This is a genomic window from Vibrio sp. 1249-1, from assembly GCF_033340495.1.
In genome coordinates this window covers 147076-163151 of sequence record NZ_JAWOWJ010000001.1, presented here as the reverse complement: position 1 = coordinate 163151, position 16076 = coordinate 147076, and the positions used below count along the sequence as shown (strand labels likewise).

The 16076-nt window shown below is 44.6% G+C and carries 17 protein-coding genes; 6 read left to right on the top strand and 11 right to left on the bottom strand.

Annotated features, from left to right (window positions below):
• Window positions 1-108: 108 nt before the first annotated feature.
• The gene (locus R7Z50_RS00785) at window positions 109-723 is read right to left on the bottom strand and encodes an outer membrane beta-barrel protein (RefSeq protein ID WP_206970401.1); all 615 of its coding nucleotides are present in this window, start codon (window positions 721-723) and stop codon (window positions 109-111) included.
• A 180-nt stretch (window positions 724-903) separates the two neighbouring features.
• Window positions 904-1788 (bottom strand): LysR family transcriptional regulator, encoded by an 885-nt coding sequence (locus R7Z50_RS00780; protein WP_206970403.1) that lies wholly within the window; start codon window positions 1786-1788, stop codon window positions 904-906.
• A gap of 93 nt (window positions 1789-1881) precedes the next feature.
• Here R7Z50_RS00780 and R7Z50_RS00775 point away from each other — a divergent pair, with 93 nt between their 5' ends.
• Window positions 1882-2763 (top strand): DMT family transporter, encoded by an 882-nt coding sequence (locus tag R7Z50_RS00775; RefSeq protein ID WP_318148803.1) that lies wholly within the window; start codon window positions 1882-1884, stop codon window positions 2761-2763.
• A gap of 63 nt (window positions 2764-2826) precedes the next feature.
• Here R7Z50_RS00775 and R7Z50_RS00770 read toward each other — a convergent pair whose 3' ends face one another.
• The 4 genes from R7Z50_RS00770 to pncB all read right to left on the bottom strand — a co-directional run bounded on the left by R7Z50_RS00770 (window position 2827) and on the right by pncB (window position 6500).
• Window positions 2827-3606, bottom strand: a complete 780-nt coding sequence (locus R7Z50_RS00770; protein ID WP_054730619.1) for a methyltransferase domain-containing protein — start codon at window positions 3604-3606, stop codon at window positions 2827-2829.
• Between the two features lie 170 nt (window positions 3607-3776).
• The gene (locus R7Z50_RS00765) at window positions 3777-4295 is read right to left on the bottom strand and encodes a glycine zipper 2TM domain-containing protein (RefSeq protein WP_064369415.1); all 519 of its coding nucleotides are present in this window, start codon (window positions 4293-4295) and stop codon (window positions 3777-3779) included.
• A 214-nt stretch (window positions 4296-4509) separates the two neighbouring features.
• A complete protein-coding gene (locus tag R7Z50_RS00760; RefSeq protein ID WP_005373947.1) occupies window positions 4510-4869 on the bottom strand; it encodes a hypothetical protein in 360 nt (119 codons plus the stop codon).
• Between the two features lie 320 nt (window positions 4870-5189).
• Window positions 5190-6500 (bottom strand): nicotinate phosphoribosyltransferase, encoded by a 1311-nt coding sequence (gene pncB / locus R7Z50_RS00755; RefSeq protein WP_021035923.1) that lies wholly within the window; start codon window positions 6498-6500, stop codon window positions 5190-5192.
• A 298-nt stretch (window positions 6501-6798) separates the two neighbouring features.
• On the opposite strand from pncB, the gene R7Z50_RS00750 reads away from it, so the two are divergent.
• The 4 genes from R7Z50_RS00750 (at window position 6799) to R7Z50_RS00735 (ending at window position 9644) form a co-directional block, all read left to right on the top strand.
• Window positions 6799-7524 (top strand): NUDIX domain-containing protein, encoded by a 726-nt coding sequence (locus R7Z50_RS00750; RefSeq protein WP_005373953.1) that lies wholly within the window; start codon window positions 6799-6801, stop codon window positions 7522-7524.
• A gap of 32 nt (window positions 7525-7556) precedes the next feature.
• On the top strand, window positions 7557-8210 hold the full coding sequence (locus R7Z50_RS00745) for an isochorismatase family protein (RefSeq protein WP_033906301.1): 654 nt from the start codon (window positions 7557-7559) through the stop codon (window positions 8208-8210).
• Between the two features lie 29 nt (window positions 8211-8239).
• Window positions 8240-8596, top strand: coding sequence for a VOC family protein (locus tag R7Z50_RS00740; protein WP_042523322.1), 357 nt, complete (start codon window positions 8240-8242; stop codon window positions 8594-8596).
• Window positions 8597-8750: 154 nt separating this feature from the next.
• The gene (locus R7Z50_RS00735) at window positions 8751-9644 is read left to right on the top strand and encodes a DMT family transporter (RefSeq protein WP_025768008.1); all 894 of its coding nucleotides are present in this window, start codon (window positions 8751-8753) and stop codon (window positions 9642-9644) included.
• Here R7Z50_RS00735 and R7Z50_RS00730 read toward each other — a convergent pair whose 3' ends face one another.
• Window positions 9645-10385 carry a DNA-binding transcriptional regulator YciT gene (locus tag R7Z50_RS00730; protein ID WP_017635127.1) on the bottom strand — a complete coding sequence of 247 codons (741 nt, stop codon included), beginning with the start codon at window positions 10383-10385 and terminating at the stop codon, window positions 9645-9647.
• 217 nt (window positions 10386-10602) lie between these two features.
• Here R7Z50_RS00730 and R7Z50_RS00725 point away from each other — a divergent pair, with 217 nt between their 5' ends.
• Window positions 10603-11082: a peptide-methionine (S)-S-oxide reductase gene (locus R7Z50_RS00725; RefSeq protein ID WP_017635126.1), complete on the top strand. Its 480-nt coding sequence runs from the start codon at window positions 10603-10605 to the stop codon at window positions 11080-11082.
• 38 nt (window positions 11083-11120) lie between these two features.
• Here R7Z50_RS00725 and R7Z50_RS00720 read toward each other — a convergent pair whose 3' ends face one another.
• The 4 genes from R7Z50_RS00720 to R7Z50_RS00705 form a co-directional block, all read right to left on the bottom strand.
• On the bottom strand, window positions 11121-12176 hold the full coding sequence (locus tag R7Z50_RS00720; protein WP_318148802.1) for a nitronate monooxygenase: 1056 nt from the start codon (window positions 12174-12176) through the stop codon (window positions 11121-11123).
• A 187-nt stretch (window positions 12177-12363) separates the two neighbouring features.
• Window positions 12364-13767: an ethanolamine permease gene (eat, locus tag R7Z50_RS00715; RefSeq protein WP_171342651.1), complete on the bottom strand. Its 1404-nt coding sequence runs from the start codon at window positions 13765-13767 to the stop codon at window positions 12364-12366.
• 11 nt (window positions 13768-13778) lie between these two features.
• Complete coding sequence (gene eutC, locus R7Z50_RS00710; RefSeq protein ID WP_017635123.1) at window positions 13779-14663, bottom strand: ethanolamine ammonia-lyase subunit EutC; 885 nt, start codon at window positions 14661-14663, stop codon at window positions 13779-13781.
• Window positions 14656-16068, bottom strand: a complete 1413-nt coding sequence (locus R7Z50_RS00705; RefSeq protein WP_005388715.1) for an ethanolamine ammonia-lyase subunit EutB — start codon at window positions 16066-16068, stop codon at window positions 14656-14658. The genes eutC and R7Z50_RS00705 overlap by 8 nt, the downstream gene beginning before the upstream one ends.
• Window positions 16069-16076 lie beyond the last annotated feature (8 nt).

The following is a 16076-nucleotide window of genomic DNA, read 5'->3' as shown; positions in this document are numbered from 1 at the left end:
AACTAAACTTCCTGTGCTATATCTAAACAAATTCAAAGCTTGGACTCAGCTCGACCAACAGAAGTCAAAAACGTTTACTAAGCCAAGAGGTAACTTGAATAAGTATTCTTAGAAACGGTAGCTCATACCTACAGAGAATACATTGATGTCTGCATCAACCGTTACTTTTTCATTGCCAAATTTCGCAATGTCTAGCTCAGGCATCATGTATTCCCATTCAACTTGTAGAGCAAAGCTTTCAGTAATAGCGAACTCTGCGCCTAAACCGTACATGCCTGTTACAGTGCTGTCAGAAATGGTGGTATGGCCTGCGCTACCGTCAATCACAGAGTTGCTAATTTTGAATTCAGCATTGAAGTAAGAAAGACCAGCTTTAGCAAAAAGGTTGAAACGATCGCCAATCGGTAGAGTCGCTTTTGGCTGAATCGATAGATACTTCATATCACCAACAGTAACAACTTTGCCGTCTAAAGCATCGTAGCCACCAATGGCTGCTTCTAGAGAAATGTATTCGTTGAATTTGTAACCACCGAATACTTTGCCTGAAAGGCTTGAGTCATCTTCAAGTTTAAGTTTAGTGCTAGCGTTAGTACCACCACCATTGATAGAGCCATTAACATCACCAAACGATGCTTGACCTACAGATGCACCAACGTAAGGAGCTGCGTTTGCAACAGAACATGTTGCTAGAAGGGCTGTCATTAGCCATGTTTTTTTAAACATTGTATTTCACTGCCTGTTAATTATTGAGGTTGTGTTTTGCCCATCCTTAAGCATGCCATGCTATCCATTTCACTTGGTTTCAAAACCAAGTGGATGTTAATGAATAAAAACTCAATAAAACATGAAATATTTAGACACAACTTTGCCACTTTCTTTCTTAATTTTGACAATTTAGTCATTTCACAAGCATTGCTGCTTCAACCAGTTAGTGAGTTTGATGATTTCCGTTTGCTTGGCTCGACTCTTTTTATGAATAAAATAAAAGCTGTCGCCAGTTTCCAATCCATGAGAAGGGATGTACACCAAATCGTGCGCTTTATCTCTTTCATTGAGCATAAAATCATTCGCAAATGCGATGCCTTGGTCATAACGCGCCGCCTCTATTGCCAACAACATATGACTAAAATGTTGAACATCGACATCTTTCGGCAAGGTGTAACCGCCCGCTCTGCACCACTCAGCCCAATCTTTTCCTCTCTCTCGATAAATTGAGTCTGTCGACAAAATAGGGTATCGCCAAAGCGCTTCTGGAATAGGTTGATCTTGCAACTCTTTCCAAATTTTATGGCTGCAGACCGGATACAACGTCTCCGCGTATAACTTTACCGACATGTAGTTTCGCTTTGGCTTCTCTACCGTGATAAAACAATCGCCAACGCTGTCTGTCTGTTCAGGATCACCAACGACCATATTGAGTGTCAGATCGATTTCTGGATGTAAGCGCTTAAAATCAGACAAACGCGGAATAAGCCACTTTACGGCAAGCGAGCTATAAATCGCCAACCGTATGCTGCCTTTGTCCCCTTCTCGCACCTTTTGGCTGGCCATCGCAATTGAGCTAATTGCTGGGCTGATATCCTCTAAATAGCGGGTGCCCGTATCGGACAAAGAGAGCTTTCTGCCTTGACGGATAAATAATGATTCACCCAAATAATCTTCTAATAATCGTATCTGGTGGCTAACGGCACTTTGCGTCACATTGAGTTCTTCAGCAGCAAGCGAAAAGCTAGAGTTTCTGGCAACAGATTCAAAACAGTGAACCGCTCTGAGTGGTGGCAATTTCATTATCTAAAAATCTCATACTTAAACTAATAAATATCACTTCACTTCATCCTATGACATCACCTACTCTTTGGCAAAGAAAGAGGAGAGGAAAAAGTGAAAGTTACATCGGTCGGAGCAGCGATGCTGCTATTAATTGTTGGAAATCTCATTGCGGTGCTTTCGGACTCTTTAATTAAAAGTGTCGGAAATGAAGTGCCTATTTTTCAATTTGTCTTTTTCCGACAAATATCAGCGGTGCTTTTCCTGCTGCCAGTCTACCTGCTAACAAAAAATGCGCCTTTTCTTGAAGGGTTTAAGTGGCATGCTGTTCGCGCTCACGTATGGTTACTTGGTGCAATATTCATGGTTTTGGCGATCTCATCTTTACCGCTCGCAACTGCGAACGCGATCTTTTACGCCGCGCCATTGATCATATTGCCGCTTGCAGCAATCTTTTTTGGAGAACAGTTGTCTAAGCAATCGGTCGCCGCAGCGATAATGGGCTTTGCCGGTGTATTGGTCATCATTCGTCCAGACCAAATCGATTGGGCAGCCATTTCAGCTTTAGTTGTTGCAATTACTTTAGCAATCAATAACTTGCTCATTCGAAAACTGCCAAAAAATCAGTCTGTGATGCAAACGTTATTGATGACAAACTTGGCAGGTATTCCAGTAGCCTTCTTGCTTGTTCTGATCGAAGCAGAACCTTGGGACTGGAGTGCTTTCCCTGTTGCTGCTGGCTCAAGTTTGTTCATCATGATTTATGCAGCAACATGTGTCATCGCTTACCGCTCGATCGATAGCAACAAAATTGCCAGCGCTGAATACAGTGGCTTAATTGGTGCCGTGTTTGTGGGATTGATTTGGTTTGGAGAAGTGCCAGACATATTTATGGCAATAGGAACCATTATGATTGTTGTGCCTCTGGTTTGGCTTTCTAAACGAGAGCGTCGCAAGAAAAAGTTGCAAGAGCAACAAGAAGCGCACGTTACTTAAAGTTGTGCTCTAACCCAAAGACTAAAAAACCGAGCCGTAAGTGCTCGGTTTTTTTATGTGGCTCTAATCGGTTTTTACGTAAGCGACTACGTGAGATAAAAACTGCCTTGCAAAGCGATCATTAAACCGGATGCGATATTCATGCTCGGCTTCCGACACTAGACGCCAGCCTTCAGCAAAGTATTCTTTGATATCATCAACCGCCTCTTCTTTATTTTTGATGTGTTTCGCGTTCCACTGATAAGTGCAAGAGACAACGATCAGCCCACCCACCTTGGTGGTTTTTTTTAGAGCATTGATCACGCTAAGTGGCGACTCACATTGATCAATCACATTTAAACATACGACTAAATCAAAGCGAGATTGGAGAGTATCGAGCTCAAAAGGCTGGTTAATTAGCGTCAAATCAACATGAGCACATTTCTGTACGATATCTCTATTCTCAACCTCTAAAGTGTTTAAGGTGTTCACATCGTGAAGGTAAGTAAGCTCGACGCGTTGTTCTTCTATTAACAGTTGCTTCAAGCCATCCATTAACCTATTTGAAGGCTCCACAAGCGTCGCTTCTTTAAGGTTAGGTAAGCGTTGCACTAACTCATAATAATTTCTTCCCAGCGCCGCCCCAACCTCAAGTAGGGAATACGGCTGAACGCTGCTTTCGATTACCGCCTGCGCAATAAAATCAGCAACTTGGGAGCAGTGAGGTGATGACAAAAAAGAAAGTGGGACTTGTTTTGAGCGACTGGTTATCATCTCAATCTGTTGATCCTCAATGAACTTGTCGAACCATTGAGCTTCGAAATAACCAGCCAGACCGTGCTCGGTCAGGTAAAAATCTTCCATGTTTTTTCCGTTCGTACTTTTAGAAAAGTGATTGTATCGAACGCGGAAATTAACGGGTATTTCTGGCCGCACATTCCAATAGGAAAACAGATGAAAACGCCGCGTATGTGAAAAAGCCCTTTCATCTCAAAGATAAAAGGGCTTGTTAATCGCTTCGGTTAAGTCGCTAACTATTGTGGTAGAACAACGTTACCATCTTGAATTGGGAACGTTTTTGTCGCTGGTTTGCTCGCCAAACGAACCGTCGTTGGTGCACCTGAAACTTCGTAAGTGACGTCGTAACCCACTACTTTATCAGATGTCGTATATTCTGTATGACACTGTTTTTTCGTCGTTGTTACTACATCACCTTTTTGCACATTCTCCTGGATCTTACGACCTGTCAGTGCACCAGCAATCGTACCAGCTGCAGTTGCAATCACTTTACCTGAGCCACCACCGATTTGGTTGCCCAGCGCAGCTCCAGCTGCTGCGCCACCAACCGTACCAATAATTTTATTGTCATCCGCAGGGGTAACTTGCTCGGTTACTACCACGTCTTTACATACTTGGTGCGGCTTTTTCACCGTTTCAGTCACCGCTTCAACCAAAGTAATGTTTGCTTGAGTTGGAGCTGGTGGCGTTTTGTCTTTACAGCCTGCTAGTACAGCAACAACTGCCGTTGCAATTGCGATAGATTTCATATTCATGATTTACATCCCAGTATGGTTTGCTTTGATGAGCGTTATGGTAAATCGCAAAAGGGAAATCACATCAGACGAAAACAAACCCTTTGTTATTAACAAGTAAAGAAACACTGTTTTATAAGAGGTACGTCAAGAAACACTCAGCAGAATGTCAACAGAGCTAAAACTGTATCACTACTGATTATGATTGGGCTGGACTAGTCTATGAGATTTATTTTTAAGCCAAGCTCAAAAATAGTTCGTCATCCGTTAAATACTTATGGCGGTGGCTTAGATTACGCACGTGCATAAACATAAAATCAGGGAAACCAGGCGCTATAATGTTATTTGGTTCCCAGCATACACCGCCAACAAACACATATCGCCCCTGCTTGTCATCTTCGTGAAGGGGGTTATTAAGAGGAGAAGAAAACTCTGCTCGGCAACCTTCAACCACACAAACAATTTGTCCTTTAAAAAGGCCAATCACGCGCTTTACAAGATTTGCCTTGATACCACACTTCCATGCTTGGCGAGTGGCCATCTCATAGCCATATTTTCGGATCGCTTTCTTTTGCAAATGTACTACTAGGTTCATTTTGACTCCTGATTCAAGCAACTACGTGAAGCCCAAAGTCATAAAAGCAGATAGACGTCTATACCCGAGTGAGCTCATGGTACGTGGGAATAAACTACGTGATTAGACTGAGTTTAGTGTCGGATGAGATACACCGTCCACGATGCTGTAACGTATCGATTTACACCAATCAAAGGCAGATAACACATCAACTTTTGAGTGCTTTCCTGCGCTGTATCTGGTTACTTCTGTATATTACTATAACGAAATCACCCTCCACGTTTACCTATATAAATTTGTCGTAACGATAGAGGGTGCTTATCATGGAGAGAGGATAACGCCTACGCGTCGATGAGATAATTTTGACCTTCAGTTTCTAAACGATCAATCATTTTACGACACTCATTTAAATCAAGAGGTTGTTCAAAGCGGCGCTTGAGATTCATCAAAAAGAAGATATCTTCACACATGGCTTTCTCAGGTTCGTCACTGATTTTGGCGACCGGTGAACCATTGCACGTGACCATTTTTATCACGATAGAAAGTGGCTGGTAGGCTTCACCATCTTTATTGACATAATCACCCATATCATTGGCAAGAAAAGTACCGATACCAAAACTCACCTGAATACGTCCTTGGAAATACTCGCAAATATCTAACGCTTGTTCGAAGTTAAGTCCGTCGGTAAACACCAGTGTTTTTGTTAATGGGTCTATATTCAGTGACTGGTAGTGTGCAATCATTTTTTCACCCCAGCTATAAGGGCAACCACTATCGTGACGTACACCGAAGTACGCGTTACTTAGTTCTTCATCAAAGTCTTTAAGGAAAGCATCGATACCAATCGTATCGGTTAACGCAATGCCTAGTGCACCATTAAACATTTTTTGCCAACGTTGCAACGCCACTTTTTGCGAATCTCGCACATTCACCAGAGCTTGGTGTCCCATAAACCATTCATGAGCAACGGTGCCGATAGGCGTCAAGTTTAGCTCTTTTGCTAAGTGATAGTTGCTTGTTCCTGTCAAACATTCCGGCACTTCCTGGCACAAATATTCCAGCATAGTGCGCTGAGCTTGGAAGGAAAAACGTCGACGCGTCGACATGTCAGAAAATTTAAAGTTAGTGATGTTACGACGTTTTAGTTCCGACTTTAGGTGCCGAACTTTCTCTTCTAAAACAGTGGTAAATTGCACAACAGGGATATCTGACCAACGCTGACGGCTACGAACTTCAGACACGATGCTCATGATGATCGTTTCGTACAAGATGGTATCTCGCCACAAACCGTTAATGGTAATTCTTAACTGGCTTGAGCCATCAGCCATGGCTTTATTATGGAAAGAGACATCACTTTGTGGGTTGAAACGGAAATGGCGCAGTGCATCAACAAAGTCAGGGTTCAGGTAAGGCGCGACACGCTTAATATATTCAATTTCTTCTTGCGTAAATTGAATATCTTGCAGTTTAAGGACTTCGGCTTTTACCTCGGGCAAAAGCTCAGAGAGGTCTTCCTCACTGCGCACGATAAACTTATATGACACCATCGCATCAGGGTAAAGCGCTGTTACAGCGCTCATCATATTGACTTTGTAGACATCGAAATCCAAAGCGCTTTGAATGATGCGGGAAGAAAATAGTTTGGTGGTCATTAGGTGCCCTTCTACATGCCCTTCCTGGGTATATAACTTTTTGTTACTAACTAATTTGCGTAAACAATAAACACCCATCTATAGTTTGTCAACTTTTGTTACTAACCACTCATTTTTATAAGGTTTTTTTGTCTAGAATTCGATCAAGCATTGTGAATAAGTCAGAGTCATCCGTAAATTTATGCTCAAACCGTATTACTAACACTACCAAAGACGTTTCTAACAACTCGTTACTTACCCATTGATTGACCACTTGTTATGCGCTAGATTACTTACAAATCAATATTAGGACCCAACCATGATCGTATCTGTCGACATTATTCCATTCAGGCTATCTGGCTGTGCCGATAAGGGATTGGAAGTGTTGTTGATTAAACGTTCAAATCCAAATCGGCCATACCATGGAGTCTGGGCACTACCGGGCGGATTTGTCTTTGATAAAGACTTAACCAGTGAAGGCGGACGCCCGGCCGATGAAAACTTTGAAGCGGCGCGTCGCCGAATTTGCCGTGAGAAAATCCATACCTACCCTCGCCATTTTAGCGAAGCGTTTATCGACGGTGATCCAAAGCGCGATCCAGAAGACTGGAGCTTAAACATTACGCACTACGCCTTAGTTGATCGTAACAATGTAGAGCAAATAAATAATGCAGGTGTACCGGAATGCCAACTTAAATGGTTTTCGCTACAGGCTATTCTCAATGGAGAAGAAACCCTCGCATTTGATCATCAAAAAACCATTGAAAAAGCGTGGCAAAAGCTTCGTGCATCCATTGAATACACATCGGTTCTTTTGTTTGCATTAGACAAAGAGTTTTTGGTTGCGGACATCATTTCTGCTTATCAAGAGTTTGGTATTGATATCAGCCGAATGACGATTAAGCGCCGCTTGATAGATTCAGGCGTACTAAAACCCACTAATAAAGTCGCTTCAACCAACAAAGGCAAAGGTGGAAAACCCGCAATGGTATATACGCTGACTAGCGACGAAGTAACCTTTTTTCAAAACTGTTTGCGTGGATAAACGCAGACAATCAGACAGACAAGGAGTCTGCCATGACTGTTCGAGTAAACTATCAAACTACAGCAGTGATCGACGTTGATCCAGAGAAAGGCTTTAGTGAGTTATGTCCAAATGAACTGCCCGTTGCAGGTGCGTTGGAAATCGTACCGGAGCTTTTGAACAATCATGCCAAAGGCCGATTAAAGCTGGTCAGTCGTGACTTGCACCCACCGAAAGCAAAATGGGATGCAGAATCGCCAGCCAATATGCTTGAGCCCGTTGGTTTACCGAATGTGGATATAAAGTGGAACCGTCACTGTGTGCTTGGCACAACAGGTTCTGAGCTGCTAGATGGCTTACCACCCGTGTTGGACTACGATTTTCAAGTTAATAAAGGTATGGATCCTGACGCGCACCCTTACGGTATTTTTTTCCATGATATTGCCGACACCAAAACGACAGGCGCGCATGAATTTCTAAAGTTCAACGGGATTGATACCTTAGTTATCGGTGGCCTTGCCTTAGACTTTTGTGTGAAAAAATCCGTCATGCAAGCGCTGGAACTTGGCTACAATGTGGTAGTTAATCTTGCTTCAACTCGTGCGGTGCTGCCTGATAATGTAGAGAATGTGCTGACAGAGCTCAGAGATAATGGCGCATTATTTGTCGAAAAAGCGGACGACATCATCGTAGAAAAGTTCGCCTAGAAACGATAGTAACCGAGAAGGATTTCACCATGCATCAACATGAAAAATTGAATTACGTTGAATTTGGTTCCACTAATGTCAGTGCGACCAAACAATTTTTTGAGCGTGCTTTTGACTGGAGCTTTACCGATTATGGTCCAGAATATTCTGCATTTTCAGGACAAGGATTGGATGGCGGATTCTTCAAATCTGAGTTTATAAACCAAACCGCAAATGGTGGCGCACTTTTAGTATTTTATAGCTCAGACATTCAGGCCACTCAGACAAAAGTAGAGCAGCATGGTGGAAAAATTATCCGCCCTATTTTCGAATTCCCCGGCGGCTGTCGATTCCACTTCACTGAACCGAGTGGAAATGAATTCGCAGTATGGTCAGAGAGCCATTAAGTCATCACACATCAACAACACACCATCAACGTGAGTCCAAGCTAGCCAGATCCGGAACTGGCATTACATTTCTGGTTGACCTCATCCTTGGTTTAATTCACTGTTAGCGCAACAATTAATCGATGAGGCGCTAGACCTCGACCAAGGATGTCAAATGACTGCCGTCAGTTTTTTTCGCTTACTCTGCCTCGCTGCTATTTGGGGTGGCTCGTTTCTGTTTATGCGAGTCGCCGCCAACACATTCGGGCCAGCTTACTTAATCGAATTTCGAGTTACATTTGCCGCCGTCGCTTTGTTATTGATCGCCGTATATTTGAAGAAGAAACTCACGTTAACTGCGCATACTAAACACTTCTTTATTATTGGCTTATTCAATAGCGCAGTTCCATTTTTACTCTTTGCGTACGCAGCCCAGACCCTGAATGCATCAACTTTAGCAATATTGAACTCAACCGCCCCAATATGGGGAGCACTAGTTGGCTTTGCTTGGTACCGCAGCCCACTCACAGCAAAACCTGTTCTCGGTATGCTAATAGGCATTGGAGGCGTTGCAGTCTTGGTCGGCTTAGATACTTCAACCATAGGTGAAGAAGCCATGCTCCCTATTGCCGCCAGTTTGATGGCTTCTTTCAGCTATGGCATTGCTACCAACTACACTAAAAATGCGCCACAAGTACCAGCTTTTGACAATGCTCACGGCAGCATGTGGGCGGCGGTTATTTGGGTACTGCCGCTGCTACCATTCTTACCAATGCGTGCAGAACCAAGTCATTTCGAATGGAGCTCTGTTGTCACGCTCGGCGTTGTATGCACAGGGTTCGCTTATTTGCTCTATTTCCGCTTAGTTTCTGATATCGGCCCAGCGTCAGCACTGACTGTCACTTTTCTTGTTCCTGTTTTTGGTATCTTATGGGGCTACTTGGTGCTAGATGAGCCCGTCGGCTCTAACACCATCATAGGAACAATTCTAGTGCTTAGCGGCACTATGCTAGTCACCGGTTTCTCCCCAACAGCAATGCTCGCGAAGCGAAAACGAAGCGTGGCTTAATCAGCCTAATATAACTTCCACACCTCGCTTTTTGATTTGTTCAAGGTCGCTTTTCGGAGCGGCTTTGTCAGTCAGCAGCACTGATATTTCGTCAGTCTTACCAATTGATGAGGGATAAATTTGCCCAAATTTACTAGAATCCGTTAGAACAATATTGCGCCTTTTTTTCGCAATGATGGTTTCTGCGATCTCAGCGCGCATCATGTCGCGGCTAGTAAAGCCAGTGTCTTGATGGAAGCCGTCAATACCCAAGAAGGCCGTGCTGAAATGAATGTTCTCAATACACAACTTAGTCAGCGGTCCGACCAAGCTCTCGCCTTGGTGCTGATACACGCCACCAAGCAAGATAATGTTGGCAGAAGTGTTACGGATGAGATGGGCGATATACGCCGATGGCGTAATAATGGTCACATCGCCGCGCTCAGCCAATGTCCGAGCCAACAACGCATTGGCACTGCCTCCTTCAATCAGCACTGTCTCATTAGGTGCGACCAAATCCGCAGCTTGGTTTGCGAGCGATTGTTTAATATCGAAACGTACTTCTAGGCGGGCATCAATGTCATCACTTTGCAACGCGGTAGCTGCGCCGTGAACGCGCTTTAGGTAGCCCTGCTGCTCCAGAAAGTTCAAATCCTGTCTGATGGTCACACCCGACACGCCAATGATGTCAGAAAGCTCTGTGACTTGAACGCGTTTACGGTCGTTCACTAATTGCAGGATTTCATTTTGTCTTGGGTTCACAGGTTCGCTCCTTATTGATGAGCTTACAGTATACTCACCTGATGTTTCATATGAAAAGAACTTGAAAGTAAAAAGGAAAAAGCACGTGGTCTGATTAGCCAAGCTGCACCTTGCGAATATCGCTCCCATCAACAGATAATAGGGCAACGAAAATGGGATGGAAGAAGAGGGGTTAGCTCCCTACATCCCAACAACGGTAAAGACTAGGATAAAAGTGATGGAAGAAATTTACTTCGCTGGCGGCTGCCTTTGGGGCGTGCAAGAATTTATGCGCCACCTTCCGGGCGTAATCAACACAGAAGCAGGGCGAGCAAATGGCACAACGGATAACACTCAATCCGAATACGATGGCTACGCAGAGTGCGTGAAAACCCAGTTCGACCCTGAGCAAGTTTCGGTTGAAACTTTAATGGGGTATTTGTTTGAGATAATCGACCCTTACAGCGTTAACAAGCAAGGTGAAGACGTAGGTAAGAAGTACCGTACTGGTGTTTATAGCCAAAACGAACAGCATCTCACCATCGCGAAAGCGTTTATCGCAGCGCGACCGGACGCCGACAAGATCGCCGTAGAAGTACTGCCACTTACAAATTATGTGCCAAGTGATGATGAGCACCAAGACAGACTCACAAACTTTCCGAATGATTACTGCCACATCCCATTAGATTTACTACATAAATACAGGGATAACTCGTAACCATTCAGTCAGCATCGCTTTAAAAGGCAAGATGCATATCAGTTTAAATCGATGCCTTCCACTAATGACAATGTCATTTCTGCCGCCGATATTTCCTTACAACCCGACGAGTTTTGTCCGCACCACAACGGTGTGAATTCATCTCGGTTTTGCTTTTCCATAAGCGCTCTTAGTTGAGCCATTTCAATGGAGGCGTATGGGAATTTCGGCGCAAACTCACTGATGTAGCCTAGCTCCGACATCGCGCGATTCACAATGCCTCTCGCTGGTCGGCCCGAGAAAACATTGGTCACAGCGGTATGTTGCGCGCGTTCACTGGCAATGGCATATCGATGTAAAGACGATGTTTTCGCCTCATCACACAACAAATAGGCGCTGCCAACTTGAACGGCACTCGCTCCTAATCTCAACGCGGCTTCCACCCCTCTTCTATCAGCGATTCCGCCTGCAGCAATAACAGGCAAATTCACCCGTTTGGCGATTTGTGGTAATAACGCAATCAAACTTAATTGAGTAGTTAAATCATCCGATAAAAACATACCTCGGTGTCCACCAGCCTCCAAGCCTTGGGCGATAATACCGTCAACGCCTTTTGCTTCTAGCCAAAGTGCTTCGTCCACCGTGGTCGCTGACGAAAGGATCTTCCCTCCCCACCCTCTAATTCGAGCGAACAGATCATCGTCTGGCAAACCAAAGTGGAAACTGATCACTGGCGGTGCAAATGGTTCAATCGCGTCAGCAATATCATGATTGAAAGGCATCCTTGTCGGAGCGTTTGGCTGAGCCTGAACGGTTGCATCAACCTCGGAAAAATACGGTTGCAGCGTTTTTTGCCACTTTTCGTGCTTGTTGCCGTCATACTCCGGCATTTCATGGCAAAAGAAATTGAGGTTAAACGGTCGGTTAGTTGCCTGCTTGATAAGTTGAAGTTCTTTTACGATGGCGTCTTTGTTCAGCATTCCACAAGGTAACGAGCCAAGCCCGCCAACATTACTGACGGCTATGGTCATTTGGCTGTCTTGCACACCGGCCATTGGTGCTTGAATAATCGGTAACTCTGTTCCCAAAAGTGTATTAAATACCTTATTTATCATGACCTTTCCTTGAAAACTTAACCTTTACCTGTGATGGATTTGCGCCATCGTTATCCAGACTAGACTTTCACATGATTAAACACTTATAAAGTTAAAGTGATGCATTTGTGCGCTATGCACTTTTGATAGAAATGACAAAGGGAGCCTATGGCTCCCTTAATATGCTGAATAACAAGAATCAAAGTGACTATCGTACGACATCTGATTCAAGCTCTAGCTCTGCCACAGACAGCATGGCAAACTCTTCCTCGGCGGTTGCTGCCACCAATTTGTTGCGGCTATATAACCCATAATAAACACCACCGATAAGAAACAATCCCATTGTCATGAAAAAGGCTGAGGGATCAAAAGCATAAACACCTGTCATTGCGATCAAAGAAAGCACCAGAGAAATACTCGACGTAATTATCCCACCAGGCGTTTTATATGGACGAGTTAATTCCGGCTGTTTAATTCGCAATAAAATATGGCTCAAGGACATTAATGCGTACGATACAGTCGCACCGACAACAGCCATCGCCAAGATTAAGTCCCCCTCACCCGTAAGTGAAACCAAGAACCCAAAAACGCCCGGAACCAAAAGCGCACGAGAAGGCACTTTTTTGTCACTGGTTAATGACAAAGTTTGCGGTAAATAACCCGCGCGGGAAAGCGCAAACACCAAGCGACTGTAACCATAAATGATTGAAAAAAAAGAAGCGATAAGGCCAGCCAATCCAAGTAAGTTCACGGCCATTGCTACCGTTGAATTGCCCGTAAGCTTTAGGGCGTCAACTAATGGCACCGCGCTATCGCCTATGACCTTTGAGCCAACCGCACCAGCCAAAAGGAAGACTACGAGAGTTGCGGTTAGCAATAAAAACAGCATCGCACCAATGATGCCTTTGGGAACATCTTTTGCCGGATTTTTTGCCTCCTCTGCCGCTAAAGGCACACCTTCAACCGCAAGAAACAACCACATTGCAAATGGCAACGCAGCCCATACGCCATACCACCCAAACGGCAAGATTTCTGTTGCCTGAGCCGTCGCCGGAGCAATATCGAATAAGTTATTAACGTCAAAGTGACCAATAAGCACAGCAGCAGTAATTAGAATAGCTAGCACAGCCAAACCGCTGATGACCATCATTACTTTGAGAGCTTCGCCAACCCCTGCCATATGAATAGCGATAAAGACGGCGTAGAAAAGTGCGTAAACAACAGGACCATCGATACCAACCAATTCATTAACTGCTGAGCCAATAAAAATCACTATCGCAGCAGGCGCGAGCGCATATTCAATCAAAACTGATAAGCCAGTGAAAAAGCCACCTGTCGGCCCCATCGCCTGTCTTGCGAAGCTGTAACCACCACCCGCAGCAGGAATAGCCGCAGACATTTCAGCTAAAGACAATACTAGCGTGAAATACATTACTGCCATCGCGATAGCAGCAATAAGAAAGCCTCCCCATCCTGCTTGAGCGATGCCAAAGTTCCAACCGGCGAAGTCACCAGATATAACATACGAGACACCTAAGCCCGCAAGTAAAATCCAACCTGCGGTGCCTCTTTTTAGCTGCCTTTTGGCCAAGTACTCCTGATGTTTAGACATAGTAAATCCTTCTACTTTGATGAAATTAAAAAGTTGTCGCTGTGTTTATCTTCAACGCTTGCGCCACTTGGCTCATTGATATCTGAGCGATCTTTCAGATTCACTCCTGACAGTTGTAATTTTCGAGCCTCCTTGAGCAAGTAAAATGCGCGTTCACAGGCATCGTCATAGTTGAGCCCCTGGGGACGCACATTGGAAATGCAGTTTCTTTGGGAATCTTTAGAGCCTCGTTTAGCCCCCCAAGTGAGATACATACCCATGCTATCCGGAGAAGTTAGACCGGGTCTCTCTCCAATTAAAACCAGCACGGCCTTGGCGTTAAAACATTCACCAACATCATCCCCTACCGCTACTCTTCCTTGCTTTACGATTGTGATAGGTGCGAATTTCCATTGATGTTCATCATCAGCGCTTAAAAGAGAAATCAATCGAGTAACAACAGGCACGGCATGGTTTTGAATTGCGACGGAAGAAAGTCCATCAGCAATAACAATCGCAAGATCAATGTCAGTGTTATGCTCATTTGCTATCAAGTTGAGCGTTTGCCAAGAAGATTCATCGAGTTGCCTTCCTAAATCGGGCCTTTGCAGGTACATAAGCCGATCACTTACTCGGCTGCTCACTACCACTGGAGGCTCTAAGGTATTTTCAAGAATCGAGTAAGAGTCCGACAAACCAGCAACGAGAGACTCAATATTCAAACTGCAATGCACTGCATCCATAGCTTGGGCATGATCCAGCTGAAATGAGAGTAACTCGTTGGTTGGTACACTGTTCCCGCTACGACCCAGAGCGATCCGAGCAGAGGTGAAGTCACGTAACTTGCCCCACGGGTTGTATGTGACAACTTCAGACTCATCTTGTGGGGACTGAGCAATGGTGATTACTTTACCCATGAGAATACCCCTTATTCAGTTGGTTAATTGCTCCCGAAAACGAGCGAGAGATTTGCTCACTTAACCGAACGTCTTGCACGCTCTCGAAAATCTGCATCTCCATTAACCATTGTTCGAACTCTGGTGCTGGCTTCAAACCGAGTACTTTTCTTGCGTAAAGGGCATCGTGAAATGAGGTAGTTTGATAATTGAGCATGATGTCATCAGACCCTGGAATACCCATGATGAACGAGCACTCGGCCACACCTAATAGTGTCAGCAAGTTATCCATGTCATTCTGATCGGCATAGGCATGATTGGTGTAACAGATATCGCAACCCATAGGTAAACCAAGCAACTTCCCACAGAAATGATCTTCAAGCCCAGCACGAATGATCTGTTTGCCATCAAACAGATACTCAGGGCCAATAAACCCAACGACAGTATTAACCAACAAAGGATCGAACTGTTTCGCGACAGCATAAGCGCGGGCTTCACAAGTCTGCTGATCGACCCCATGAAACGCATTCGCAGACAGCGCTGTACCTTGTCCGGTCTCAAAATACATCACATTGTTTCCTACGCTACCTCGATTCAAAGACAACGCGGCTTCATGGGCCTCTTTCAAAATCGACAAGTCGATTCCGAAGGTATCATTCGTCCCTTGCGTGCCGCCTATCGACTGAAAAACGAGATCGACTGGTGCACCCATTTCAATGGCTTCGATCGTGTTCGTGACATGAGTTAACACACAAGACTGAGTCGGTATTTGATAGTGTTGAATCACCTCATCCATTAAGTTCATTAACTTAATAGCTTGAGGTACATTATCTGTTGCCGGATTGATACCGATAACCGCATCGCCATTTCCGTACATCAGACCATCAAAAATGGTCGCTGCGATACCGTTGAGAGAATCAGTGGGATGATTCGGCTGTAAGCGAGTAGACAGGCGACTCGGCAAACCAATCGTATTCCGAAAAGCCGTGACAACTTGGCATTTTTTAGCAACGAGAATCAAATCCTGGTTGCGCATAATCTTACTGACTGCGGCCACCATTTCTGGTGTTAAACCTTGACGAATTTTAGCCAACGTTTCACCATCGGCTTCTTCACTCAGCAGCCAATTTCGAAAATCTCCGACCGTCAAGTGCTCAATCGGCTTAAAGGCTTCAAGGTCATGCGTATCGATAATTAGGCGAGTGATATCGTCGCTTTCGTATGGAATAACCGCCTCGTTAAGAAACGTTTTAAGTGGTAACTCAGACAGCGCCATTTGTGCGACTACACGTTCTGCCGCTGACTGAGCACAAACCCCGGCTAACGCATCGCCTGAGCGCTCCGGTGTCGCTTTCGCCATCAAGTCTGCTAATGACTTAAAGGTATAGACTTTACTTCCTTGTTGCCGACGATAAGTTGCCGTCATTGCTCTTC

What these genes read in the sequence shown, in the direction of transcription:
- R7Z50_RS00785 (WP_206970401.1), bottom strand. Translation starts at nt 723, where the DNA reads ATGTTTAAAAAAACATGGCTAATGACAGCCCTTCTAGCAACATGTTCT.
- R7Z50_RS00780 (WP_206970403.1), bottom strand. Translation starts at nt 1,788, where the DNA reads ATGAAATTGCCACCACTCAGAGCGGTTCACTGTTTTGAATCTGTTGCC.
- R7Z50_RS00770 (WP_054730619.1), bottom strand. Translation starts at nt 3,606, where the DNA reads ATGGAAGATTTTTACCTGACCGAGCACGGTCTGGCTGGTTATTTCGAA.
- R7Z50_RS00765 (WP_064369415.1), bottom strand. Translation starts at nt 4,295, where the DNA reads ATGAATATGAAATCTATCGCAATTGCAACGGCAGTTGTTGCTGTACTA.
- R7Z50_RS00760 (WP_005373947.1), bottom strand. Translation starts at nt 4,869, where the DNA reads ATGAACCTAGTAGTACATTTGCAAAAGAAAGCGATCCGAAAATATGGC.
- pncB (WP_021035923.1), bottom strand. Translation starts at nt 6,500, where the DNA reads ATGACCACCAAACTATTTTCTTCCCGCATCATTCAAAGCGCTTTGGAT.
- R7Z50_RS00750 (WP_005373953.1), top strand. Translation starts at nt 6,799, where the DNA reads ATGATCGTATCTGTCGACATTATTCCATTCAGGCTATCTGGCTGTGCC.
- R7Z50_RS00745 (WP_033906301.1), top strand. Translation starts at nt 7,557, where the DNA reads ATGACTGTTCGAGTAAACTATCAAACTACAGCAGTGATCGACGTTGAT.
- R7Z50_RS00740 (WP_042523322.1), top strand. Translation starts at nt 8,240, where the DNA reads ATGCATCAACATGAAAAATTGAATTACGTTGAATTTGGTTCCACTAAT.
- R7Z50_RS00735 (WP_025768008.1), top strand. Translation starts at nt 8,751, where the DNA reads ATGACTGCCGTCAGTTTTTTTCGCTTACTCTGCCTCGCTGCTATTTGG.
- R7Z50_RS00725 (WP_017635126.1), top strand. Translation starts at nt 10,603, where the DNA reads ATGGAAGAAATTTACTTCGCTGGCGGCTGCCTTTGGGGCGTGCAAGAA.
- R7Z50_RS00720 (WP_318148802.1), bottom strand. Translation starts at nt 12,176, where the DNA reads ATGATAAATAAGGTATTTAATACACTTTTGGGAACAGAGTTACCGATT.
- eat (WP_171342651.1), bottom strand. Translation starts at nt 13,767, where the DNA reads ATGTCTAAACATCAGGAGTACTTGGCCAAAAGGCAGCTAAAAAGAGGC.
- eutC (WP_017635123.1), bottom strand. Translation starts at nt 14,663, where the DNA reads ATGGGTAAAGTAATCACCATTGCTCAGTCCCCACAAGATGAGTCTGAA.
- R7Z50_RS00705 (WP_005388715.1), bottom strand. Translation starts at nt 16,068, where the DNA reads ATGACGGCAACTTATCGTCGGCAACAAGGAAGTAAAGTCTATACCTTT.